At 44.7% G+C, this 24,400-nt stretch carries 22 protein-coding genes; 13 read left to right on the forward strand and 9 right to left on the reverse strand.

Features of this window, described 5'->3' with window-relative positions; genetic code table 11:
* Positions 1–45 precede the first annotated feature (45 nt).
* On the reverse strand, positions 46–984 hold the full coding sequence (locus ACRRS1_RS06100; RefSeq protein ID WP_432458919.1) for a LysR family transcriptional regulator: 939 nt from the start codon (positions 982–984) through the stop codon (positions 46–48).
* Positions 985–1,036: 52 nt separating this feature from the next.
* On the opposite strand from ACRRS1_RS06100, the gene ACRRS1_RS06105 reads away from it, so the two are divergent.
* From ACRRS1_RS06105 to ACRRS1_RS06115, 3 genes are all read left to right on the forward strand, one after another.
* Positions 1,037–2,020 carry an aldo/keto reductase gene (locus ACRRS1_RS06105; protein WP_432468192.1) on the forward strand — a complete coding sequence of 328 codons (984 nt, stop codon included), beginning with the start codon at positions 1,037–1,039 and terminating at the stop codon, positions 2,018–2,020.
* Between the two features lie 198 nt (positions 2,021–2,218).
* Positions 2,219–3,097 carry a WYL domain-containing protein gene (locus tag ACRRS1_RS06110; RefSeq protein WP_432468190.1) on the forward strand — a complete coding sequence of 293 codons (879 nt, stop codon included), beginning with the start codon at positions 2,219–2,221 and terminating at the stop codon, positions 3,095–3,097.
* Positions 3,098–3,136: 39 nt separating this feature from the next.
* Entirely contained in the window at positions 3,137–3,355 is a 219-nt protein-coding gene (locus ACRRS1_RS06115; protein ID WP_432454035.1) for a DUF6500 family protein, read from the forward strand.
* Positions 3,356–3,412: 57 nt separating this feature from the next.
* On the opposite strand, the gene ACRRS1_RS06120 is transcribed toward ACRRS1_RS06115, so the two are convergent.
* Positions 3,413–3,790 carry a hypothetical protein gene (locus ACRRS1_RS06120; protein WP_432454034.1) on the reverse strand — a complete coding sequence of 126 codons (378 nt, stop codon included), beginning with the start codon at positions 3,788–3,790 and terminating at the stop codon, positions 3,413–3,415.
* Between the two features lie 476 nt (positions 3,791–4,266).
* The gene (locus ACRRS1_RS06125; protein ID WP_432468188.1) at positions 4,267–5,148 is read right to left on the reverse strand and encodes an NAD(P)-dependent oxidoreductase; all 882 of its coding nucleotides are present in this window, start codon (positions 5,146–5,148) and stop codon (positions 4,267–4,269) included.
* A 438-nt stretch (positions 5,149–5,586) separates the two neighbouring features.
* Here ACRRS1_RS06125 and ACRRS1_RS06130 point away from each other — a divergent pair, with 438 nt between their 5' ends.
* The 10 genes from ACRRS1_RS06130 (at position 5,587) to ACRRS1_RS06175 (ending at position 16,269) form a co-directional block, all read left to right on the forward strand.
* A complete protein-coding gene (locus ACRRS1_RS06130) occupies positions 5,587–6,390 on the forward strand; it encodes a substrate-binding periplasmic protein (RefSeq protein WP_432468186.1) in 804 nt (267 codons plus the stop codon).
* Between the two features lie 213 nt (positions 6,391–6,603).
* On the forward strand, positions 6,604–7,968 hold the full coding sequence (locus tag ACRRS1_RS06135; RefSeq protein ID WP_432468184.1) for a PLP-dependent aminotransferase family protein: 1,365 nt from the start codon (positions 6,604–6,606) through the stop codon (positions 7,966–7,968).
* A gap of 742 nt (positions 7,969–8,710) precedes the next feature.
* Positions 8,711–9,622: a sirohydrochlorin cobaltochelatase gene (locus ACRRS1_RS06140; protein WP_432468182.1), complete on the forward strand. Its 912-nt coding sequence runs from the start codon at positions 8,711–8,713 to the stop codon at positions 9,620–9,622.
* A 69-nt stretch (positions 9,623–9,691) separates the two neighbouring features.
* The gene (locus ACRRS1_RS06145) at positions 9,692–10,573 is read left to right on the forward strand and encodes an ABC transporter ATP-binding protein (RefSeq protein WP_432454029.1); all 882 of its coding nucleotides are present in this window, start codon (positions 9,692–9,694) and stop codon (positions 10,571–10,573) included.
* Positions 10,566–11,306 carry an ABC transporter permease gene (locus tag ACRRS1_RS06150; RefSeq protein WP_432468180.1) on the forward strand — a complete coding sequence of 247 codons (741 nt, stop codon included), beginning with the start codon at positions 10,566–10,568 and terminating at the stop codon, positions 11,304–11,306. Before ACRRS1_RS06145 ends, ACRRS1_RS06150 begins: the two co-directional genes overlap by 8 nt.
* Entirely contained in the window at positions 11,303–12,253 is a 951-nt protein-coding gene (locus ACRRS1_RS06155) for a FecCD family ABC transporter permease (protein WP_432468178.1), read from the forward strand. Before ACRRS1_RS06150 ends, ACRRS1_RS06155 begins: the two co-directional genes overlap by 4 nt.
* The gene (locus ACRRS1_RS06160) at positions 12,246–12,983 is read left to right on the forward strand and encodes an ABC transporter ATP-binding protein (protein ID WP_432468176.1); all 738 of its coding nucleotides are present in this window, start codon (positions 12,246–12,248) and stop codon (positions 12,981–12,983) included. The genes ACRRS1_RS06155 and ACRRS1_RS06160 overlap by 8 nt, the downstream gene beginning before the upstream one ends.
* A complete protein-coding gene (locus ACRRS1_RS06165; protein WP_432454025.1) occupies positions 12,934–13,713 on the forward strand; it encodes an ABC transporter substrate-binding protein in 780 nt (259 codons plus the stop codon). The genes ACRRS1_RS06160 and ACRRS1_RS06165 overlap by 50 nt, the downstream gene beginning before the upstream one ends.
* Positions 13,714–14,741: 1,028 nt before the next feature.
* Complete coding sequence (locus tag ACRRS1_RS06170; RefSeq protein ID WP_432454024.1) at positions 14,742–15,827, forward strand: glycerol dehydrogenase; 1,086 nt, start codon at positions 14,742–14,744, stop codon at positions 15,825–15,827.
* A 331-nt stretch (positions 15,828–16,158) separates the two neighbouring features.
* Complete coding sequence (locus tag ACRRS1_RS06175; protein ID WP_432468174.1) at positions 16,159–16,269, forward strand: DUF2834 domain-containing protein; 111 nt, start codon at positions 16,159–16,161, stop codon at positions 16,267–16,269.
* A gap of 171 nt (positions 16,270–16,440) precedes the next feature.
* Here the strand turns inward: ACRRS1_RS06175 and ACRRS1_RS06180 are convergent, their stop codons facing one another.
* The 6 genes from ACRRS1_RS06180 to ACRRS1_RS06205 form a co-directional block, all read right to left on the reverse strand.
* Positions 16,441–19,572: an efflux RND transporter permease subunit gene (locus ACRRS1_RS06180; protein ID WP_432468172.1), complete on the reverse strand. Its 3,132-nt coding sequence runs from the start codon at positions 19,570–19,572 to the stop codon at positions 16,441–16,443.
* Positions 19,569–20,891, reverse strand: a complete 1,323-nt coding sequence (locus ACRRS1_RS06185) for an efflux RND transporter periplasmic adaptor subunit (protein WP_432468170.1) — start codon at positions 20,889–20,891, stop codon at positions 19,569–19,571. The genes ACRRS1_RS06180 and ACRRS1_RS06185 overlap by 4 nt, the downstream gene beginning before the upstream one ends.
* A 109-nt stretch (positions 20,892–21,000) precedes the next feature.
* On the reverse strand, positions 21,001–21,369 hold the full coding sequence (locus ACRRS1_RS06190; RefSeq protein WP_432454021.1) for a hypothetical protein: 369 nt from the start codon (positions 21,367–21,369) through the stop codon (positions 21,001–21,003).
* A gap of 274 nt (positions 21,370–21,643) precedes the next feature.
* A protein-coding gene (locus ACRRS1_RS06195) for an IS3 family transposase (protein ID WP_432468169.1) occupies positions 21,644–22,728 on the reverse strand; the annotation gives its coding sequence in 2 pieces (ribosomal slippage) (positions 21,644–22,479 and positions 22,479–22,728; 1,086 coding nt in all).
* 461 nt (positions 22,729–23,189) lie between these two features.
* Positions 23,190–23,534 carry a hypothetical protein gene (locus ACRRS1_RS06200; RefSeq protein ID WP_432454020.1) on the reverse strand — a complete coding sequence of 115 codons (345 nt, stop codon included), beginning with the start codon at positions 23,532–23,534 and terminating at the stop codon, positions 23,190–23,192.
* 298 nt (positions 23,535–23,832) lie between these two features.
* Positions 23,833–24,177 (reverse strand): antibiotic biosynthesis monooxygenase family protein, encoded by a 345-nt coding sequence (locus tag ACRRS1_RS06205; protein WP_432468167.1) that lies wholly within the window; start codon positions 24,175–24,177, stop codon positions 23,833–23,835.
* Positions 24,178–24,400: the final 223 nt, after the last annotated feature.

The following is a 24,400-nucleotide window of genomic DNA, read 5'->3' on the forward strand; positions in this document are numbered from 1 at the left end:
ACCGACTGGGGCTTTAAGTCCATCAATCTAATTGGTATTTGCGGGTCATTCCAGTTGATGTTGATTGGACTTCACTAAATCGCTTAAGAAGTCTGCCATGGCTCTGATCCTTGGCGAATGGCAGAGATCGGCTTGGATCACCAAATAAATAGCTTGATCTATGGCGACATCTGTATCGATACGTACTAAGCCTTGTTTGACCGCAAGAAGGTTAGGTAGCACCGCAAAACCAAGACCGGAGCAACAAGCTGAGAGCTGTGAAGCGACAGAGCTTGTGGTTAGTATTGGCTCACAACCTTTGAGTATTTGTTGCACCCATTGCGCTGCAGGTAGGTGACTTTCCGAGTCATTCCAGCTAATGAATGCATCGTTTTCGTTTACGGAATGGCTTGGCGTTAATTGCTGCTGTTCTAGAAATCCGAGGCTGGCGTATAGCCCGTAACCGAGTTGGCCGATGCGTTTAAAACTAACGTGACCGCTGCTTGGCCTTACCATTCGTAATGCAAGATCGGCATCGTTGCGGTGTAGGTTACTGGTATGGATCCCGGTGAGGATTTCTAATTTGAGTTGTGGGTATTGTTGATAAAACGCAGGCAACGCAGGCAGGATCAAATGGCTCGCTAAATTCTCCGCAGTGGCGAGGCGAATTTTACCCGATAAGCTTTGATTACATTCTGCATCCGAGATAAATGCTTGGCTTGCTGCCTCCATTTGTTCTGCTTTATTTAATAGCGCCTTTCCTTCTTCGCTGAGCAGGTAACCAGTTTGTTGGCGTATAAATAGAGGAAGCCCCAGAGCCTTCTCCAACCTTTCTATTCGTCGGGACAAGGTGGCGATACCGATGCCCATGGTTTGCGCTGACGCTGTCAAAGTGCCATTTCTGGCGAGCGCCAGAAAGCAGCGTGCATCATCCCAAACCAGTTGTGTAACGATGCTTTTTTCAATTTTGGAAGATTGATTGCTAGTTTTGTCTAAATATTTCATTTTTGGAATATGACATGATGTTTGCTTTGGATCAATAAGCTGAGAAATGAATATGAAACAAAGACAACTAGGGCAATCCTTGATGGTGTCATCTATGGGCTTAGGGTGTATGGGCATGAGTGAGTTTTATGGCCCTAAGAATGACGAGCAGTCGATGAAGGTATTAGCCCGCGCGGTAGAGCTTGGTGTCAATTTTTTTGATAGTGCAGATATGTATGGTTCTCATCATAATGAACAGCTGCTTGGTCGTTTTCTTGCGCAAAGTTCTGCCGATATAAAAATTGCCACTAAGTTTGGCATTGTGCGTGAACCCGGAGAATATGCTCGTCGTATTAATAATCATCCAAGTTATGCACGACAAGCATGCGAAGCATCATTACGTCGCTTAGGTGTCGAGCAAATTGATTTGTATTATGTGCATCGAATTGATGTTGAGCAACCCATTGAAGAAACCATGGCGGGTTTAGTTGACTTGGTGAAAGCTGGTAAAATTGCTCATATCGGTTTGTGCGAAGTAAATGCCAGTACCTTGCGAAGAGCGCATGCAGTGTATCCAATTACAGCGGTGCAAACCGAGTATTCTTTGTGGTCAAGGGAGGTTGAACAGCAAGTCTTACCAACTTGCCGAGAATTAGGCATTGGCTTTGTGCCTTATTCACCGCTGGGGCGTGGATTTCTCTCGGGTTTGTTTCGGCAACACCAAGCTTTTGAGCAAGGCGACTTTCGGGCTATGTTGCCACGCTTTTCCGCGCAGGCGATGGCCGAGAATCAACCCATTGCGTCTCTTATCGCACATATGGCGCAGCAAAAACAATGCAGCCCAGCGCAACTTTGTTTGGCTTGGCTATTGTCTAAGGGAGAAGACATTGTGCCGATTCCTGGAACGCGTCGCTTGTCCTTTTTAGAAGAGAATTGCGCGAGTCACGATATCGTTTTATCCGCGCAAGAACAAAGCGCCTTAGAGCAGCAGATTGAAAAGATGCCTTTGTCAGGCGATCGTTATCCGCCTGAGGGGATGGTGGGTTTGAATGCCTAAATGTCAGCCCATTGACTGCTCTCTGATGTGTCTTTTCGCATTTATTCGGTGATTCACTTCAATGGGGCCCCTAGTAAAGCGACAGATGTCGGACTTAGTGGCTTTGCCGCTTTATGCTTCAATACCCCTAATCATAATGATTGCCTATGGCGTATGCTGTTGATAGTATTTCCATTGTTGAAGATGGAGATTTTTGAGATGGAATTGAAGCAATTAAATCATGGACAACGAACTCGCTTGGCCTTTATTGATTTTAGTTTGGAATACTTTGGAGAAGTGAGTCGTAGCGATCTGATTAGTCGATTTCAGACTGGATTAGCGGCAGCGACTCGTGATTTAGCCGCCTATAAACAGCTCGCACCGACAAATGCGGTGCTGGATCATAAAGCCCGACGTTACCTGCGTAGAAACCAATTTGAACCGCTGTTTTCGCATAATCCAGAAGCGATATTAACGGGGTTGTCGCAGGGATTTGGCGATGGTTTATCTTTTCCTTTAGAACCAAGCGATAGCTGCTTTGATGCAGTTCGTCTGGTTCATCCTAAAGCAGAATTTATTGCTGCCATCATGCGCGCTATTCATCATCGAGTGGCATTAAGTTGTGCTTATGTTTCGGTTTCTTCTGGAGAGACTCGCCGCGAAATTGTGCCACATAGCTTAGTGAATAACGGTCATCGTTGGCATGTTCGCGCCTTTGATCGGCAGAGCCAGAGTTTTAGAGATTTTGTTTGTACTCGTTTTACTCAGCTTGCCTTACTCGATGCTTCAATATCCACCGTGGAAGGTCGACAATATGATAAGCAATGGAATCAAATGCTTGAGTTAAATTTGGTGCCGCATCCCCGTATTAAAAACTCATTAGCGATTGAGCTTGATTATGCGATGCAGGATGGTTGTTTAAGCTTAGTTGTGCGTGCTGCATTGGCTGGATATCTATTAAGACAATGGAATGTTGATTGCTCGGCTGAGCATGTTTTGAGTGGTGCTGAATATCAATTAGCTTTGCAGGACAGCTCGGTATTAGCAGGCGTGTCGGGTTTGGCGATTGCGCCAGGCTGGCAGGGCGATTTTAGTTGATGAGCGCTATGTTATTTAACAAACGATGGGTAGTTGAAGATGCGTCAAACTTTACGCGATAAAATTATTGCGGTATGTGAGCAAAAGATCCAGCAGAAGGGCGAGAGTGTTGGTTTGTCTTTTTACGCATTTTTTGCCAATAGAAATGATGACCCAGAATTACTGATGGAAGCTGCAAGCTGGTGGATCCTCGAACATAAACTCGATCATTTTGAGAAGGCATTCAAGATTAGAGCATTGGTAGAGCAGGGTAAATAACTGAGTTAATGGGTGATGTTCACGCCGGACTGAATCGGCGTGATAGTTCAAGCTATACTAGTTTGCGTAGCAGCTGTCCCAGTCTCCGTAGTTTGCATCACCCGCTAAAATATCTAGTTCAACGGGACCGGCAAGTTGGGTAATCACTTCGGTGGCGGTGGTTAATACTTCTTCGAGCGGAGTTTGTTCAGTCAAAAAGGTGATTGCCACATGATATTGTTGATTAAAGTAGGCAATAAATAACTCCCAAGTTTGCTGCTGTTGGACTTGCACTAGCGCTGCTTCAATTTCGTCAAATTTTTCAATATCAGTGACGAAACGAATTTCGGCACAGGTTTGAGCAAAAGGGCCAATCGCCATCTTTTTAAGGTGGCGTAGTTTGTGATGATTTCTAATTTCTGGTTTAGCTAATTCGGGAACGGCAATAATAGTCATTGACTTACCTATATCTGATAAATGTGGCGTGATTTCGCCAGGAAAATGTATGTCGCTACTGCGATTGGCCGCGAGCTTAGTCTAGCTTTGGAAGCGGTGCAAGTGAAAGCTTGGTGCTCTGTTGTAATCATTGAGCGGAATCCGCTTATGAATCGCTGTACCGTTATCCTTACAGTTGTTTAAATTTCATTCACCGGCTTGGTTGTTAATTGAGCTACTATACAGTGGTTAGCAGTATTTAAGCCAGTTTTAGGGGTTTGAATAAGTTTGAGCCAACGCTGCTAGTTCCGAGTCACTACGTGCCATACATGGATGAAGGCAAGAGTTGTCTCTTGGTTATCTGTCCTCTGGTGCCGCTGTATTGTACTCAATGTGTTTTACTTCTAATGTTTTTTAACTTTTGAACTAATACCCACGTTCTCGCGTGTGACTGACCTAAGGCCTGTGGCCTTAGGTTTTTTTTGTATTTTTATCGGTTATTTATCAAACTGTTTAATCAGTACCGAGGTATCGCTACGTGAGTAACCGCGCTGTTGCAGTTTCGCATACTCCGCATCAACTTGTTTAGCAAGGGGTAAATCAATTCCTAGATTTTCAGCTTCATCGAAACAAATGGCTAAGTCTTTGCGCATCCAATCGATCGCGAAACCAAAATCAAACTTGTCGTCAGCCATACTGTTTGCCCGATTTGCTAACTGCCAACTGCCGGCGGCACCGTGCTGAAGAACATTGACCACCGTATTGATGTCCAAGTCGGCCGCTTTTGCTAATTGTAGTGCTTCCGATAGGCCTTGCAAGACCCCAGCAATACACAGCTGATTGACCATTTTACAGCGTTGCCCATAGCCTGCACCTCCGACAAGATTAACCGCTTTGGCGTAGCTGTTAAGTACCGCTTGTACTTTATCTAAGGCGGCTTGTTCTCCGCCTACCATCACAGTTAAGGCACCGTTGATTGCTCCGGCCTCACCACCAGACACTGGGGCGTCTAAAAATTGCAGTTGCCGCTGTTGGGCTTGGGCGTAGAGTTCTCTCGCTAGGCCTGCCGAGGCGGTGGTATGGTCAACTAAGATGCTATTGGCCTTCGTTTTGGCGAAAATGCCATTTTCGCCGCAATAAACTTGTCTCACGTCTTCATCGTTACCAACACAAGTGAGTATAATATCGGCTTGAGCTGCGGCACCCCCCGGTGTGGCAGCTTGAGTCCCCTGATACTCACTCAACCAAGCCTTCGCCTTGGCGTCGCTGCGGTTATAAATGACCACCTTAAATCCTTGTTTACTTAAGTGGCCTGCCATGGGGTAACCCATTGTGCCTAAACCGATAAATGCAACGCTGCTGGTTTGAGATGTATCCATTGGTAATCTCCCTCTGTGGTTAGATGGCTTAAGATTTGTTGCAATGATAGTTACATTGAACTAGTTCAATTTCAAATGATGAGCATGTTTTCATCTTATTATTTGAAAATTGACTTATTTAGCTGAGTCAATCATGAGACCTCCAATGACTGTGAAACAGAATTTTGTTCGGGAGGGTAGTATTTCATCGCAGAGAGCCTTACGTGATTGAGGAATGAACGGTGTGAGCTGCGTATGTGGTCAACATTTTTACAAGCGCGAACGGTGATGAATAACGCCGACAGATTTAAAAGTTCGGCTATTTAATCATTTATAATTGAAGGGGCTGGCTACGATTATAGAGCGTTTGGATCAATATCCGCTCTATTTTGTAAGAGTAAGATGTAGTGAAGGTGGTTTTTGTTTCGTTCTTCAAATGGTATTGGAGATATCAACATCATGAAAAAAAGAGCAGTGACCCAACTTTTTTTAATGGTGTGTTGCTTTTTGGCGGAGCCTATAGAGGCATATGCTGAAGATAGTTCAATTAAACTGTCGGCCTGTGGCCATCATGATTATCCGCCTTGGAACTGGAGCAGTGGCTCGGAAATTAAAGGCGCGTGCGCAGAAGTCACTAAAACTTTGTTTGCAAATCTGGGGGTGGATGTTGATTTGACCTATGTGGGTCCATGGAAGCGTTGCCAAAGTTATATTGAAACGGGGCGGGTTGATATCAATATTTGCTCGTTTATTAATGAAACCAGAAAAAGCTATTCAACATTTATTGCCACCCCAATGGGCTTTAATGAGCAAGCTGTATTTGTGAACAAAAGTGCCCAATTAACCTTCCAAACTTGGCAAGATTTAGCAGGTAAGAAAGCGGGGATGGTACTTGGTGTGAGTATTGGGCAGCGTTTTGATCGATATCTAAAAAACAATACCAATATTGAGCGAGTGACAACTTATCGGCAGAATTTTCACAAATTGTTTCATCAGCGGGTTGATTTTATTCCGGTCGGGCGGTTTTCTGGTTTAGCGATGTTGCAAGCCTTTGGGATTAAGGATGACATCGTTGATTTACCCACTTCGATCCTCACTGGCAATTTGTATATCTCTATGTCTAAAAAGTCCCCCTATTTGTACCTATTGCCTGAAATTGAAAAACAGATGCAAAGCGATGACTATCCGGTATGGGTCAAATCGTTGCTGATTAAGTACGCGGGAGTATATGCAAAAGAGGCTCAACTGACACCGATAGAGTGAGGTTTAGCATTTTGTCATGGTTTACCTTAAGTCCAATGTGATTAAATAAGGACATCTGGTGGCTTACTTTGAGCAGAAGCACTGTTGCTCGGTTGAATTGAGCACTTCATTTTTCTTTGTTGCTATTGCTTGTTGAGTTGCTGGGATGATTGTTGTTGTGGGCAAAGTTGTTATAGTTGCGGCTATTCCAATAACGCCTATCAAGATGAAACGATGCAGCATTTATTAACTGGCTTTAATCCTCAGGCTCGACCACTTTACTTAGAAATTGCGCGATGTATTGAGAATGCCATTCTTAAGAAACAGCTTACCTTTCAGGACAAATTACCTGCTCATCGTCAGTTAGCGGCTTACATTGGGAGTAGCGCGGTCACAGTTCGTCAAGCTTATCAAGCATTGGAAGCCAAAGGCTTGCTGAGCGCGGGTGTGGGCAGAGGCACTTTCGTAATATTTAACGGTAATATGAGTGATGGTATCAAAGGACGCACCGATGGAGAGGTGAATCTGTCCTTGGTTGCCCCTTTAGTTAGTCCTTTGCTCGGGCCATTGCAACGACATCTAAAGCAATTTAGTGATGCAGATCTGGAACGTTATTGCGGTTATGAAGATGGTGCAGGTAATCCGCAACATCTCGCCACTTTTAGTCAATGGTTGCAGCGCCAAGGTGTTGTTTGTGAGGTTGAGCAAGTGATCCCTTGTCATGGCGCCCAGCATGGTTTGCTGCTTGCGATTCTTGCTTGTACTCAGGTGGGGGATCGGGTGGCGGTTGAGTCTCTCTGTTATCCGGGGATCTTAGCGGTATTGCGCCAAACTGGTCGTGTACCTGTGGCAGTGTCATTAGATGAACAGGGGCTTTGCCCACAATCTTTACGTGAACAGCATTCTCAGCAATCGATTCGAGCCTTGGTATTGGTTGCGTCTTGTCAAAACCCCACGGGGAGTGTGATGCCAAATAATCGCCGTGAGGTGCTTGCTGAGTTAGTGAAAGAGTTTGACATACAAGTAATCGATGACGATATCTATGGTTTTCTCAGCGAGGATGAAATCAAACCATTTTATTCATTTGCACCGAGTCAAACTATTTACTTGAATAGCTTATCGAAAAGTGTTTCGCCTAGCTTGCGATTGGGCCTATTGGTTGTGCCTAAAGCTCAGCGAGACGATTATATTCATTTGTTGCGAACAACCCTATGGCTTCCTTCTCCAATATTACAAGAATTGGCCTGTCGAATGATTCGCAGTGGTGACGTCGATCGAATTAGTCAGTGGCAAAAGCAGCAGGCAGGGCAGCGTCAGCAATTGGCGAAACAGATCTTTGCGCAATTTGATTTTGTTGATCAGCAATTGCCAAAGCATCATGCATTCCATATTTGGTTATTACTGCCTCAAGGTTGGAGCAGCCAAGTGTTTACCGAGTTGATGGCTAAACAGCATATTCGAGTGAGCGCCGACTATCACTTTGCGGTGGTCACTAATCAGCAGCCAGCGGTGCGAATTAGTCTCATGGGGTGTCGCAGTATGACACAACTAAAGCAGTCCTTGCTGCAAATTCGCGACGGTTTACTACGCCGCTGTTAGCGTTGATTGAGCGCTCGCGAGATACATTTTTTAAGTAAACCTTGGGTAAAGTCTGCGTTTCACTAAACTGCGTTAGCCGATGATCGACATTGACGTAGATGGCAACATTTCAGATGTATTTTATTGTTTTAGTCAGTGACTCACGGCTGTAAGAACAATCACTAGAATTCAATCAATCCTAGGCGCTTAGGGCAAATTTAAATGCTGTTAGCTGCTTGAATTAAGCTCAGTTTATCGCCAGAGATTTGCGTGCTTTGCATCGCCAAAGATAGAAAAATATTGTCGACTTGTAACAATATTTTACTGAGTCATTCAAATTAAAAAGCAATCCACAACTTGTTTACAGTGAGCTAGTTACAATGTTTTTTGTAGATGAATTACCTTGTTTGCAAGGAAAAATCAATAACAGGAAATGATCATCAGGCCTAGCCTGATCTTGCTCAAATGACGATTGATTTATTTTTGAGAAGATGAGGGGGCGTTGATGAGGTGTAATCAGCTACCGATGTTTGTGGTCGCCTTCGAGGCTATCAAGACGGCAATCATCTTAAATGCTGCGTTTCATTAATCAATCGCTTATAGACTCGCTTACAAGCAGCAAAAATTTGAGTTTATAGGCACCAATCTATTTATCGGTGAATATATGCAAATTTCGACAGTATTAACTCGGTCTATCCAGTATTTATGCCTGAGCCTCATTGGTTTCGCATTTACAACAAACTCATCCATGGCATCTGATTTAATGAATAAAAATGAACCGCATACATCCGCAATTGTATTAGCCGCTTTTGGTACCACATATGATTCTGCCGTCGAATCGCTGTTGGCGATTAAACGAAGCGTCGAAAAAGCCTACCCGAATACACCGGTACGTTACGCTTTTACCTCGAATATAATTCGCAAAAAATGGCATAAAAGACAAAGTGATCAGCAATATCAGCAAGACCACCCAGAAATTCCCGCGTCTTTTTATCAAGTGAAAAATGTATTGGGAACGTTGGCCGATTTACAGAATGAAGGCTACAACCAGATTGTTGTGCAAACCACTTTATTGTCTCATGGCGAAGAGTTTATCGACTTAAAAGCTTATGTGGATGCACTCAACTCTATTGAAACCATCAAGCCGGAATGGAAGCCTTTTAAGCAGATCGCCTTGGGTCGCCCCTTAATGGGAACTTGGGGGAAACAGTACTCTTATTCAGAGGATATAGAAAAATTGGCGACATCTTTAGTCGACGATGTTGAGCAAGCGAAAGCTCAGCACAGCGCCTTAGTTTATATGGGACACGGTAATGATCATCTCTCGACCGGTTTGTATTACGAGTTAGAAGAGCAGTTAAATCAGCTTTATCCTGACCTACAGATCTATGTTGGTTTGGTTGAAGGCCATCCTAATTTTGCTGCCTTATTGCAAAAGCTAAAAAATGACCGGATCCAAACCGTCATGATTAAACCACTGATGGTGGTTGCGGGTGACCATGCAAATAATGATATGGCTGGCGATGAAGATGATTCTTGGAAAGTAATGCTGAGCAAAAATGGGATTGCGGTTACTCCTATCCTCGAAGGTCTAGGCAGCAACGACAAGATCCAACAACTGTATTTGCAACACCTTCGCGATGCGGCAAAAGACGCCAACATTACTTTGAAATAATCAGTTAACGGAGCTGGGCGAAAAACTCGCTAAGTTCCGTATGTTCTCTTCATTAGGTAGACCATCCATTTGCACAAAGCGCTGAACCAAAGCTCAAAGGTCATTATTGAAGCAAGGCAATTAAGCCGTTGTTTTGATCGCACTATAGCTGTCGATAAGGTTGATTTTTCTCTGAACCGGGGGGAGATTTGTGCCTTCCTTGGTCCCAATGGCGCGGGTAAAACCACCATTATAAAAATGTTAACTGGGCTACTTGAGGCAAGTTCTGGGGAAATTTTATATGAAGGTGAACATTTCCATCCCCGCCGTTTAAATTTGAAGAAGTTGATCGGAGTGGTTCCGCAACACAATAACTTGGACCGAGAATTGAGCCTGGTCCAGAATCTGCGGGTGCATGGTATGTTATACCATTTACGAGGTAAGGCGCTGGAGCAGCAAATTGAGCAAAGTTTGCAATTTACTGATTTGTACGAGCATCGAAATAAACCTGCAGAAAAACTCTCTGGTGGTATGAAACGCAAGTTGGTGATCGCTCGCGCCTTAATGCATCAGCCAAAGATCTTATTTTTAGATGAGCCAACGGTGGGACTCGACCCACATAGTCGCCGGCAAATGTGGCAATTTCTGAGTCGGATTAACCAGCAGCAACAGTGCACCATATTTTTAACCACTCACTACATTGAAGAAGCCGAGCGTTTGGCGCAGCGGGTGATTTTTATTGAGCAAGGCAAACTGATCGCCGAGGGCACGCCCGAACAATTAAAAACCAAGGTTGGTCAGTTTGTACTCGACATTCAAGGTGAAAACTTAGAGCAAGAGTTTTTTGAACAGCGCCAAGATGCACTGAGTCGTTTGGCGAATATTACCGATGCACCAGTCAGCATTCGAGAAACCACGCTCGAAGATGTGTTTCTAACGCTCACCGGCAAGAGGCTAATCAAACATGCTTGATGGGATTTATGGCATTTACTATCGAGAGTGCACCATTTTACGTAAAAAATTAGTGCGTACGGTGTTGGCTGGAGCGGTTCCTCCTTTTTTATATTTGATGGCCTTTGGCTTTGGGGTTGGTAAAGAAACTCAGGTGGGGGGAATCGATTATCTCACCTTCTTATTGCCTGGTTTGCTGGCAATGTCGAGTATGAATCAAAGCTACAATATTGCCTCAGAAATTAATATTAGCCGTTTCTACTTAAAGATTTTCGAAGAGTTTTTGTTGGCACCCAATCAGCGTTGGCAAATTGTTGCGGGTGAAGTGTTATACGGTATGACCAAAGGCTTGATCCCTGTGGTGATTATTGCTGTTTATAGTGTGTTATGTGGCGTAAAACTGCACTTTTCAATACTGTTTTTTGCCTCATTAGTCTTGCACTTAGCGGCGTTTTCCTTGATTGGTTTTATTGTGGCATTAAAGATGAAAAATCATCGTGACCAAGCCACCATGAACGCCTTTATTATTACTCCCATGATGTTTCTCTCGGGGACTTTTTTCCCGGTTGATCAAATGCCAAGCATTATTCGGGTGGTGGCGGCATTTTCACCGCTGACATACAGCGCTGAGCTGCTCCGTTCGGCTTTGCTAAATCAAGGGACTTTTAGTTTTCAGTCTCTTGGGATTTTGTTGCTGCTTAATTCATTATTGCTGTGGATTGCTCACTACATTGTTCAGCGAGTTGAAACATGAAGCCGCTGTTGCTCAGCTTATTTATCGTTTCGGCGTTGCTCTCCACCATGGTCGGCCCGCACTGGATTAATCCTTTGGCGATGACCAGTGTTGAGCAAAGTATTCTGCTGGAGTTACGCTTTCCGCGGGTATTATTTGCCGCTGTCATCGGTGCCATGTTGGGCCTTAGTGGCAGTATCTACCAACTGACCTTAAAGAACCCGCTGGCCGATAGCTTTACCACGGGTGCGGCCTCATCATCGGCGCTTGGCGCTGTACTGGCGATAGCGATTGGCGTACCAGTGTACTTGGTCTCGGTGTTTGCCTTTGTCACTGGGCTTAGTGGTTTAATCTTGGTCTATCGGATGTCTTTAACTCAGGGGCGGATCAATCCTATCACCATGATTTTGGCTGGCGTGGTGATGAATATTGTAGCGTCGGCCATGATTAGTTTCTCGAAATACTATTTTGAAGACTCTTTGAACTCAATTGTGTACTGGTTAATGGGCGGCATATTTCTAGTCAGTTGGGACAAGCTCGCGTTGTGCACCCTGATCTTGACTGGCGTTTACTTCTATTTGCAGCGACAAGCCTTAAAACTCAACATCTTAGCTTTGGATGAACAATCGGCGCAAAGCTTGGGGCTAAACGTGCACCGCTTACGCTCGGTCGCTTTTGTGTTATCAACTATTTTGGTGTCAGTGGCGGTGAGCTTTTCTGGCATTATCGGTTTTGTTGGGCTGATTGTTCCGCATGTTGCACGTAGCTTGTTTGGTAGTGACATGAAACTGAATATTTTTTATTCCAGCCTGTTGGGTAGTTTTTTGTTAATGTTATCGGACACCCTTTCCCGAGTGATTATCCCCGGAGGTGCAGAGCTCCCTGTGGGGATTATCACGGCCATTTTAGGTGGCCTATTTTTCTTTTACTTGTTACGTACTCGCAGAGGGCGCTTCTGGAATGGCTAAAATTAGCATTAACGCGCTCTGTTATCAGCGTGGTGACTTCCAACTTGAGCTGGATTCTCTCACCATTTCCGAGGGGGAGAAAGTGGCCTTAATGGGGGAGAACGGTTGTGGTAAAAGTACCCTGATCAATCTGCTAACTGGTCTGATTGAACCGCAGCCAAATAGTGTATTTTATGATGGGTTTGATCTTCGAGATACGCCCCATTTAGCACGGGCTAAACAGTTTGCCTTGTTGTCGCAGTTTTCTGATATTTCTTTTCCGTTTAGTGTTTTTGAGGTAGTGCAGCTGGGCCGATTTGCCTGCTCCAATGGCCAGTCTTTTTCGCAGCAAGACAGAGACAAGACCCAAGCGCTGCTGTCGCTATTGGATATACAGCGCTATCAAAGTAAAAGTTATACCGAGCTGTCTGGTGGCGAGCAGCGTCGGGTGATGTTGGCTCGGGTGCTTAATCAAGATGCACCAATTGTTTATTTGGATGAACCCAATGCCAGCTTAGATATTCGCCATACCTTGCAGATCTTTGAACATCTATATAGTTTGCCGCAAACTATCATTAGTTCGGTTCACGATATCAACTTAGCGCATCGTTATTTCGATCGTTTTCTTTTCTTGAAGCAGGGCAAGCTGTTGTACGATGTAGTGCAACAACAGTTAAGCCCTGCACTGCTTTCTGAGGTGTATGATGTGTCGGTTACTCGCAGCGATACTAGCTTTTGTTTTAATCCCTAACGCTTTTGCTTATCAGCGAATTGTTCTGCTTGCGCCCGCCGCTGGCGACATCCTGATCCAGCTCGGTGCGGCAGATAAGGTAGTTGGGGTGACTCGCAATAACTTTGATTTTCCCAATGCCACTAAAATAGGCTCGCATATCAAACCTAATGTTGAGTTGATTAAGAGACTTAAGCCTGATTTATTAATTATTAGTTCTAATCGTTTTTTCTCTCAGCAAATGGCCGCTTTAATTGACGCACAAACGCTGCTGTATAATCCCTTAACCTTGGATGACATTCTGGTGCAAGTACAGCAGCTAGGCGAGTTAAGCGATCACCAGTCGCAGGCCAAAGCATTAATCGATAAACTCACCCTGTTACGCGCCGAAATTAAGCCTTTAAAGCTTAAACCAAAGGTGGTTTATGAAGTGACCGAGCATCCCTTCATGATTGCGGGGAAGGGCAATATTGTGAATAGTATTATTGAAGCGGCTGGGGGAGAGTTATTTGCGCCCTCGCAACGAAAGATTGCTAAGTTTAATTTCGAGAGCGTGCTGTTTGCCGCCCCCGATTATTATATTTATCAAACGGGACCGATGAATAAAAATCCCACCCCGCCTGCACAAAGAGCCAATTACCAAGCGCTACACAGTCATTACATGAAGGTGGACCAGCTGAGTTTCTCGCGTGCCAATACGGCCTCTTTTTATCACGCTCTAGCCTTAAACCAAGCCTTTGCTCAACAATAAGATCCCTCATTTTCGATGCTCTCAGCGAAATTGGAGCCAACGTTTCGCCTGTTGGTGTCGGCAGCCATATATATACAAGCTAGGTCGTTACCATCTATTTGACATGAAACGCTGTGTTTAATATTTTTTTTCAAAACCTTACTGATACTCTATTGATTAATATAGAATTACTTTGAATGTGAAACAATCTATGTGTGATACATGCTAACTGCATGTGCCTAAAAGATGGGAGTTTGCATTACATTAAGCTGTTAGCTTTAGAGTGTATGTTGCGAAGATTTTTTACTGATGTTCATATTTTTTGCTATATGTTTCGGAGAAAATAAATTGAATTGGGTATTTGCTCAAGAAAGTAATGTTGCAACTAAGTAAGTGATGGATGATAGTTGGAATGGGAGACGTTATTGATACCGACCTTTCTTTAAATATTATCGCGGATTTCCCCCTGACTGGAGTGCATATCGAGAATCAGTGAAGCATAAATCGGTACGGCCCAAAGGGGAATAAACCTCACAAGTCAAATTACTAAAACAAAATAAATAAGACATCCATCGTAATTAGAGAATAACTAATCACGTTATAAAGCGATTCTCTTCAACTAGTGAAATAGAAGCTTGAAATGGCTGTCCTTATCGAACAAGGCTTGAGTCGCAACTATAAGATAATTAATATTTTTTGTGTTTTTAGACACGAATTTTCAAGACAGTCAGCTTAAAACTACTTATTCATTTTGCTCAAAAATCAGCTTAAAAGTATTTAAATTTGATTATCATTTTAGTGAGCGTTTGCAAGCTAATGAGTCCCCATACGATCAAACATGATGGCTTGCTCGATCAATCATTGTTCTTCCACAATAGGCTGGCCGCAGGGTATCACTATCTTGTCTACCCATCATAATAATTTGTCATCTCTGACAAAATGAACCGTAGCGCACAATTTGTCCATGCTTGGCTCTTTACAATCAGTTAAGCAAAGCAACGATGGCGTTTTATAGCCACTTTTATCGATAACAATTAGTGAGGCTTAACATGGACAAGATCATTATTTCCCCAAGTAAATATATTCAAGGTTCCAAGGTTATGGCGAGCATCGGCGACTATCTTAAACCCTTAGCTCATAAGGTGATGGTAATTGCCGATGGTTTTGTCACCGAACTGGTGGGCGCGACGGTAGCGAACAGTTGTCAACAATCGCAAGTTGAGTTGAGCATGCTTGAATTTACTGGCGAATGTAGTCGACCCGAAATTGAGCGCTTAACTGCGATTGCTGAACAACAAGGAAGCCAAGCGATTGTTGGAATTGGCGGCGGAAAAACCTTAGATACTGCCAAAGCGGTGGCCTTTTACAGCAAGCTACCGGTGGTGATTGTGCCAACGATTGCTTCGACCGATGCACCAACGAGCGCCTTGTCGGTTATTTATACACCTGAAGGGGAGTTTAGCGAGTATCTGGTTTATCCACGTACCCCAGATATGGTGATCATGGACACCGCTATTATTGCCGCTGCGCCAACCCGTTTATTGGTGTCGGGGATGGGGGATGCTTTATCGACCCACTTTGAAGCGAGAGCAAACAGCATTTCTAACAAGGCGACAATGGCGGGTGGCGCACCAACTCGAGCCGCACAAGCGCTGGCTAAATTGTGTTATGACACCCTGCTTGCTGATGGCTTAAAGGCTAAAATAGCCTGCGATCAAAATTTATCGAATACTGCTTTGGAAAATATTATTGAGGCGAATACCTATCTTTCTGGGATCGGTTTTGAAAGTTCTGGTTTAGCCGCCGCACATGCCATCCATAATGGTTTAACCAAGCTTGAAGAATGCCATCATCTCTATCATGGTGAGAAGGTGACATTTGGGACCTTGACTCAGTTGGTACTAGAGAATGCGCCGCTGGCTGAAATCGACGAAGTCATTGAGTTCTGCCGCTCGGTGGGTCTGCCGACTAACTTTCAAGCCATGGGGGTGACTAAGATTAACCGTGATAAATTACTCGAGGTTGCAGAAGCGTCTTGTGCTGAAGGGGAAACCATTCACAACATGCCCTTTGAAGTCACGCCAGAGTTAGTATTAGCGGCAATGTTAACTGCCGACCTACTTGGTTCTCGCTAGTGCCGTTTTGCGCAGTAGTTTGATGGACTCACTGAGTACCTTGAGACTCGAGTTTGGATTGAGGCCGCTGTATGCGGCCTTTTTAGTTTCTATTTTAAGCCAAAGCATGGGACATTTTTGCTTGAAGGTATGCTTTGATTCAGGAGATTCATCGCGATTTAATCTATGCGATGTTTGACATTCGCGTAATAAATTCTAGTTTGATTCGTTTTGCAGCCGAAACCTGATTTTGAATGAAAATTGGCTCGATGTGGTTATCGCAGCTGTAACTTTATTAGGCTTTATTGTGGTTGTTGGGCAAAGGCGTCAGGTGAAAGCTTGAAGCTTCGCCATGCTGGAAACTTTAATCATCGGTGTTTCCTTTGGATTACCCTTATACCTTTATCTAAAGGAAAAACAGTTTTTGAGTGCTGATTTTTGGCTTGATTCTGTCGCTGAATAAAGGCAGATGAGGTGCTAAGAATTCTTTATTGAGCTTTTGTTCATGAGCCGTTGCGCAGCACACAATCATTGGGTTTCGCGCAGATCACCCATCTTGACAGTGAGCGACGGACTTGTGCGCCGACACTTTGCCTAAGATGGGCTGCAGCAATGGCTTGTTGTCAGTTTTCTTTTACTCCGTTGTCATCGGTGGTTGGATATTTGCTGGTGATGGCACTTGATTAAACTTGCTCCAGTTCAAATCATCCAGAATTAACAATACGCAAGGCACGATGATCGAAGCCAACAGGGTGGCCGAGATCAAACCAAAGGCGATACTGGCAATCAGCGGGATCAGAAATTGTGCCTGAGTGCTGGTTTCCGTTAATAAGGGCAATAAGCCGGCAAAGGTGGTTAAAGAGGTGATGAAAATCGCCCGAAAACGGTCGTGGACTGCGGCCTGACAGGCCTCCATCAAGCTTCCCCCTTGAGCGATATTTTGTTTCACAAAGTTCACCAGCAGAATATTATCGTTCACCACGATCCCGGCAAGGGTGGCAAAGCCAACCAAGCTGGGAATAGTTAAATCGAGCCCCATACCAAGGTGACCCCAGACGACTCCTATCCAGCCCATGGGGATGGCCAGCAATACCGCCAGAGGTTGGCTGTAACTTTGAAACAGGAAGGTGAGGATCAAGTAGATACCTATCACTCCCAAGATAAAGAAGGTTAATAACGAGCGACCGGTGTCGGCACTTTCCTTATCTTGCCCTTGCGAGACAAAACTAAGTTCGGGAAACTTCTGCTGCACATTGGGGACAAACTCTCGATAAAACTGCTGCATGATTTCTCTGGCATTGGCCACATTGGTATTAATATTACCCTGCACCGTGACGGTGTTATTGCCATTGATCCGGTTGATTCGTGAGTAAGCCTGTTGCTCGCTAAATTCAGCTACGCTGGAGAGTGGCACCAAACGCCCATTACTGGCAGTCACGGCTAAGTCTTTTAGCCCTTGTAAGCTAGCCTGAGCGGTGAAATCAGCGAGGCGCACCGTAATGTCTAGGGTTTCGGCCTGTTGAAACACCGTGAGCTCGGTACTGCCTTTAACCGCACTGCTTAGAGTTTGGGCAATTTGCGCGGCGTTCACGCCCATCACTCCAGCTTGATCTTTTAGGCTCACCAGGATCTCAGTTCTGCCTTTGCGCTGGTCGCTGGACAAGTTAAACACGCCATCGAAACCTTTCAGCCATTTAATCAGTGAGCGGCTCACCTGATCCAGATCATCTAAGGAAGCGCCTTGCACTCGAATATCGATACCATTGCCGGCAATCCCTCTTTCTTTATCGGTGAACTTGAGTGACACCACATCGGCGACTGGCCCCACTTTCTCTTTCCAGCTTTGGATCAAGCTCTTAATACTCTGTTGGCGAAATTGCGCGGGCAGCAGATCGGCACTCACCGTCGCCATATGAGGCCCCGATTCATTGGCGTCTAGATTACTGTTGTAAGTGATGGTCGTGCTATTAATTAGCGCTTCAGACCGAGGAAAAGCCTCGGCATAATCTTGATTCAGCTGCACTAAAGCCGCCGATACTTTTTCAACGACCGTTTCAGTTTGGCTGAGTAAACTGCCTTGTGAAAGCAGAATACGAGCCTGCAAGGTATCACTCTCCAAGGCGGGCATGGCCTTAAATTTCAACCAGCTGGCAGAGAAGGTTGCACTGGACACAAGCACTGCCATTAACAATAAACCTAAGGTGAAATAAGGTGCGCGCATCGCTTTCATCGACAGCGGGACAAACTGGCCATCTCTTAATTTTTCAAAGCCGGCAATAAAACGCGCGCGCACTGGATTCGGTTTCGCCTGCAAGTCACTGTGGGCAAGGTGCGAGGGGAGGATCAGCAGCGCTTCGACTAAGCTCACTAACAGGGTGATGAGCAAAATAATCGGTATATAGCGCAGTACGTCGCCCATTTTCCCGCTTAAAAATATCAACGGACCAATCACCATCAGAGTCGTAGCAAAGGAGGCCAGCACGCCGGGGAACACTTGTTTGCTGCCAACAATGGCCGCTTCAATCGGCGGCATCCCTGCTTGGCGCTTCGCGGCAATGTTCTCGGCAATAATTAAAGAATCATCCATCAATAAACCAATGGCGACGATCAGGCCGACCATGGTCATCATATTGATGGTATAACCGAGCACGTGCATCACAAAAATTGAACCCAGAAAGGACACCGGTAAGCCCATCGCGACCCAAAAACTAAAGCGAATATTAAAGAAGGCCCATAACATCAGGAAGGCCAATAGCAAACCCTGTATGCCGTTGCTGCTAAGAATGCGTAAACGTTCTTTGATGTTGACACTAAGGTCTTGAGTGATATCGAAACTGACCCCCTGCGGTGCCATGGCTTGCTCTTTCGCCACTAAGCTCTCTAATGCCGCTTTGACCTTGAGCGAGTCTTGAGCGTTGCTTTTTGAGATCTGTAAGATCGCCGCGCGCTGGCCTTCGAATAATATTTTATCTTCATCGAGCGCAAATTTTTGCTCCACCTCTGCAATATCGCCGAGTCGCAGTTGGGAGCCCAATTCACTACTTTTAATGATGATGTTTTTTATTTCGTCGACACTGTTACTCTGTTGTGCCAGACGCACGCTGGTCTCAGCCAAATCGCTGCGAAACACTCCAGCTGGCGCATTCAGGTTTTGTTGTTCAACCACCGCCGAGAGATCAGCAATACTCAGGCCATATTGTTTGAGCGTCCAGTCAGACACTCGAATTTCAATTTCTTGTTCGGAAAATCCGCCGACACTGACCTGAGCAATCATCGGATTGGCTTTTAAACGCTGCTTCACTACTTGCGCAAACAGGTAAAGATCACGCGCCGACATATCGCCACGAATCGCCACACTGGCAACTGTGGCAACCCGGTCCAATTTACTGACGCTGATTTGTTCAACCCGTGCCGGAAAATCGTGAATGGCATTCACCTGCTGCTGAACGTCGGCGGTGATGATGTCGATGTCTTCGCCAGAATTAATTTCGGCATTGGCGATGGCTAAGTTTTCTCTGGCATCACAGCTGAGCTCTTTAATCCCATTGAGTTTGTCGATGGCATCTTCCAGTGGTAGGCAAATTTCTTCGAGTACCTCGTAGGGAGAAGCGCCGGGATAATTAACCCGAATTTCAACATCTTTAGTCGGGGTGAGAGGAAAGGTATCTTTCTGTAATTTGGGAAGCGCAAAGGCACCGAGTAACAGTAGCGCTAGCATCAATACATTGGCACCGGTGGCATGGCGAGCAAATAAGGCAATCATCATTGACCCTCCATACTTTGCGGCTTCGACGCTTTAAACCCAGTGGTTTTATCCAGCCATGCTTGAATTTTAGGATCGACCTGCGGTTTTAGTTGCATGCCTGTAACTGCCGGTGAAAGCTGACTTAAGACCACCTTATCATTGGCCTGCAGACCCGATTGGATCACCGCAATTTGCTGTTGAATAAAGGCGACCTTAACTGGCCGAATCACCAGTTTGCCTTCTTGACCGACCAGATAGACCTGATCATTGTGAACGGCATTGGCTGGGATCAGCAGCTGCTCGTTTAATACCGGTGCTTTGAGCGTGACTTGCACGAAGGTATCGCGGATCAACGGCGGTTTTTCACCGGGTTTGGCTTGCTGATAAGGATTATCGATGTGAACCATAATGCTTTGACTCTGGGTTTGCGCATCAATTTGCCCTCCGGAGCGACTGACCTGTGCCTGCCAATGGACCAGCTGTTCGCCCACCTTGAGTGAGACCCGCGCGCTTAAATTGTTATGCGCAGTATCTTCCATGGGCGCAAGGGCAGTGGCCTGATGTAGCGGGCGCATTTTGCCTAAGGGAAACTGAGCCTTAACCTCAACCGCACTGATCCCGTCGGCACGAAGTAAAGTTTGCCCCTTGCTAACGTATTCTGCCTTATCGACCAAGGTCTCGGTAATGCGCAGAGCAAAGGGGGCAACAATGCTGGTATTGATGAGGTCTCGCTCGGCCTGAGCCAACTGTATTTGTAAAACCTGCTGCTCCGCCTGATTGATCACCAGACTGTTTTTTAGGGTTTGCAGTTGCTGTTGGCTACTGAGTAGTTGGTGGCTTGCGTTGTCTTTTTCAGTTTTTGAAATGTGCCCGGTGCTGCTTAATTTTAGAATCCGCTGATACTCGGATTTTTGCAGCTCATATTCTTGCACGGCAATGTTCAGCGATTCGCTAATCGTGCGGTCTTTAAGCTGGGCCACTGCAATCTCGGCATTCAACTTCGCGACTTCCAGCTGATAAGTGGATGGATCGAGCTTGAGAATCACCGCCCCCTGCTGGATCACTCCGCCATCGGCAAAATCCTGATGGACCCAAAGAACTGTCCCTTCTAATTCTGCTTGCGCCTGCCACTGTTGCTCGGGTTCGGTGTAACCATAACCTTGTACCATTGGCTGAATTTTACGTGGCAGCACTTTAAGGACTCGCACCACCTTTTTGGGAGGCGCTTGAGAGGCCGCTGGCGGCTCGGCTTTCATACTTGAAGCAAAGGCAAGGAACAGGCCACCAAGTATCAGGGGGGGAATAATCACGAGTCTCTGCTTCCAGCTGAAGTGGGACATGTCGCTCTCCTTGGACAATCACATGTAATACGTGTTTTTTTGTGTTTTAAAAGTTGTATTTAAAGCTCTAAATAAAGAAGCCACTGGGTAAGCAGTGGCTTAGCTTCGATTAGAAGGCTCGTCCTTTTCCTTGGCCACCTTCTCTTTGACCACCTTGTCGCATTCCTCGTTGGTGATTTAATTCATTCTGGTCGAGGAATTGATCGCCATTACTATCTAGGCTTTCAAAGGTCGGCGAGTTGGCTATGTTTTTTAAATTGCGACCGGCTTCGGTTTGTTGTGCGATACGCTGGGCCTTAAAGGCATGAAACTCGTCTGCACTAATCCGTTGGTCCTGATTGGTATCCATTGTTGTGTAGGCTGGCATTTGTTGGCGCTGACTACTGTTGTTATTGCCTTTAGCTGTGGCATAAGCTCCGAGGCTAAGAACAAGACCTAAGGCGGCAATTGCTGAAATAGTTAATTTGCTGTTCATCATGTATCCCCTCTTGTTTAGTTATTTAAAGGATAGCGATTTGAATGTATGGCAACGTCAGTCAATGTAAATACTTGTAAAATATCAATTAAATAAGGGTGTAAATGGTATGTGTTCGTATTCTTGTTGGGTGTGAAGCGATGCTAAGTGCTGAGAAGGGAGGGTATCGTTTGGTGCCTTATTTAATGTTTGTTGTAACTCAATTAACCTTTCTTCAAATCGACTCACATTGGTGATTGGTAATCCTCCCATTATTAACCGCATTTATTCGTAGAATTCATGCTGCCGTTTTTAGTGGTGGGAACCCTCCATTTGCAAGGTGTGGTCGTTGATGATTGTAGAACCATAACCATTGGGTCGCCCGATCTTGAACCTCTTCAAGTGTGTCAAACAAATACTTACTCACTAAGCCAAACCTCATAGTACGGTTGAACCTTTCTATATACGCGTTTTGTTGTGGGTTCCCTGGCTGAATATAATCGATTCGAATGTCGTGGTTGTTGGCCCATTTAATAAACGCATGGCTAATGAACTCAGGACCATTGTCGCAGCGGATCGCAACAGGTTTGGTTCGTTGTTCGATGAGCTGCTCTAAGATCCGAGTGACTCGTACTGTGGGCATTGAAAAATCAGGTTCTGACGCCAGACCTTCACGTTTGTAATCATCTATCACATTGAATAAACGGTACTTCTGGCCATCAGATAGCTGATCATGCATAAAGTCCACGGACCAAACTTGGTTTGTTTTAATCGGCTCTTTAAGAGGCTCTGGCGTATGGCGATTCAGGCGTCGTTTTGGCCTAATACGTAAGTTTAGAGCCAATTCGCAGTAGATCCGATAAACCCGCTTATGGTTCCATGTATACCCTTTAACGTTCCGCAAATGGTGAAAACACAGGCCAAAGCCCCAGTCAGAGCAGTCTTCACTGTTGCACAGCGTTACTAACTCTTGAGCTATCAACTCATTCTCAGGTTGAAGCTTCGATTTATAGCGATAGCAGGTCTCGCTGATCCCAAACCAATAGCATGCACTTTTAATGCTGATGTGATAGTTCGCCACCGAACGCTGAGCCATCAATCGACGCTCACAGGGCTTCACCACTTTTTTGCCATCGCCTCTGAGATCACCTCTGCTTTAAGGCGTTCTTCCGCATACATCTTTTTAAGCCGTCGATTTTCATCTTCGAGTTCTTTCATCCGCGCCATAAGGGATGCGTCCATACCACCGTATTTCGAACGCCACTTGTAAAAGGTTGCGTTGCTCATTCCATGCTCACGACAGAGCTCAGGAACAGGTGTACCAGCCTCAGCCTGCTTGAGAATAGATAAGATCTGACTGTCCGTGTAACGTGACTTTTTCATGTTGAATCTCCTGTATTTACTATACGAGAAAATTCTACTTTTGCATGGGATTAATTTTCGGGGGGATTACCTTGACACTCGGCTGCCAAAAAGAACTTGAGCTAACAAATGAGAAACCTGACAAATATGCCATTACCTTTTTTATCGTTTTCTTAGAACGATGGCGCTAAATCAGGAGATGCCATTGGAATACAAAGGCGTTAATCGGCCATTGCAGGGCGAGATCGCGAACATTTATTAATCAAATGTTGACTAATTATCAAACGAAAGCTGATTACTAAACAGTCGCTTTAATTGTGCTGTTTTCGAAACCTGGTTGGTTTGAAATCAAACTGTATGCAAAATGAACACTCACGCTCTCACCCTGTCGGCCATTGTATTTTAAACATTTTCAGGATAAGCCCAGTGCGGAGCTGTATACAGGTGGAGGGGCCAGAGGTTAGATACCTGCGGCTACTTGATTATGTATTTGCGTTTTGTACTGTACTTATTTTTACCCAAAATGCTTCTTGGCAATGATTAATAAAATTTTTACGCTTTGGGTTAATGTCATAATCTTCAGGCTCAAATAAAACTTCATAATTGATAAAGGATTCTTCACAAGCCACTTCTGTATTCGAAGATTCAACGTCCTTCTCAATACTCTGCTTTATCGTTACACCATTTCTAAACTTAACTATTTGCTCTGAATATTGAGTAACAACCCCATCATCTTCAACTAACTCATTTACAAGATTTCGCTCAACAATCAATTGATTTTCGAGTGAGTTGGTTATTATCGATACATATGTAAATAAGTTGTTCATAATATAAATGCCATAAAATTGAGGCTCACATAACGCCGCACTCTAGCGAACTCCCTCGTAATCCTTAGGATATTCATATAAGTAAAACTAATTAGACAGCCATACTAACTATCCAATGAGCATCAGTCGATGTCATCAACTCAAATCAACTTTGAAGAGCCAACTTGTTCTTAAAAATCTTACATACTGGGGCGTTAATCAAGACAAGATATTCAAAGAGATATTCAAGACAGCCATTTTATTCAAGAAAGATATTCTAAGTAAGCGATATTCAAGACCAATTAGAATGGCTGTCTAGTTATTTTGTAGTTATTTTTTGTTCGTACTCTGAAGCCAAAGTGGTTTGCAGATAGTCATCGCTGACTTCTAACTTATAAACTGTTCTCGATTGGACCAAGCAATTACGCATTTCTTCGCGAGCATTTTCGTACAGCAAACCCGTTAATTTGTGGTCTTTTTCCCATTGCTCTCGACTAGGCCACTGTGCATAACCCACTAAAATATTAGGCTTATCAGATAGGTGAAGTCTTGAGCCAAAACTACCACAATGCTGATAAATTACCTTTGTCACTTCAAGCCATGCTTCTCGAAATGACGCTTCCGTGCCTTCTTTTATTTCAAACTCATAGACTGCTATAAACATTTTCCATCCTCCCCGAGTGTTAAAACGAGTTATTCTCAGTTATTCTAGACAGCCACTTTTGGGCTTCAATTGAACAGCCAACATCATGCAATGAACATTACTTATCATCCGCATAAAAAGCAGCCTGATACTGAAAATTGCAATCTTAATACACGTTTTTACAACGAAAATCTGCAACAAGCAAGACGGCAAGCGCTGCGATTCTAGATAACCTGAATCACTC

The organism is Agarivorans sp. Z349TD_8, from assembly GCF_050870825.2.
GTDB lineage: Bacteria > Pseudomonadota > Gammaproteobacteria > Enterobacterales > Celerinatantimonadaceae > Agarivorans.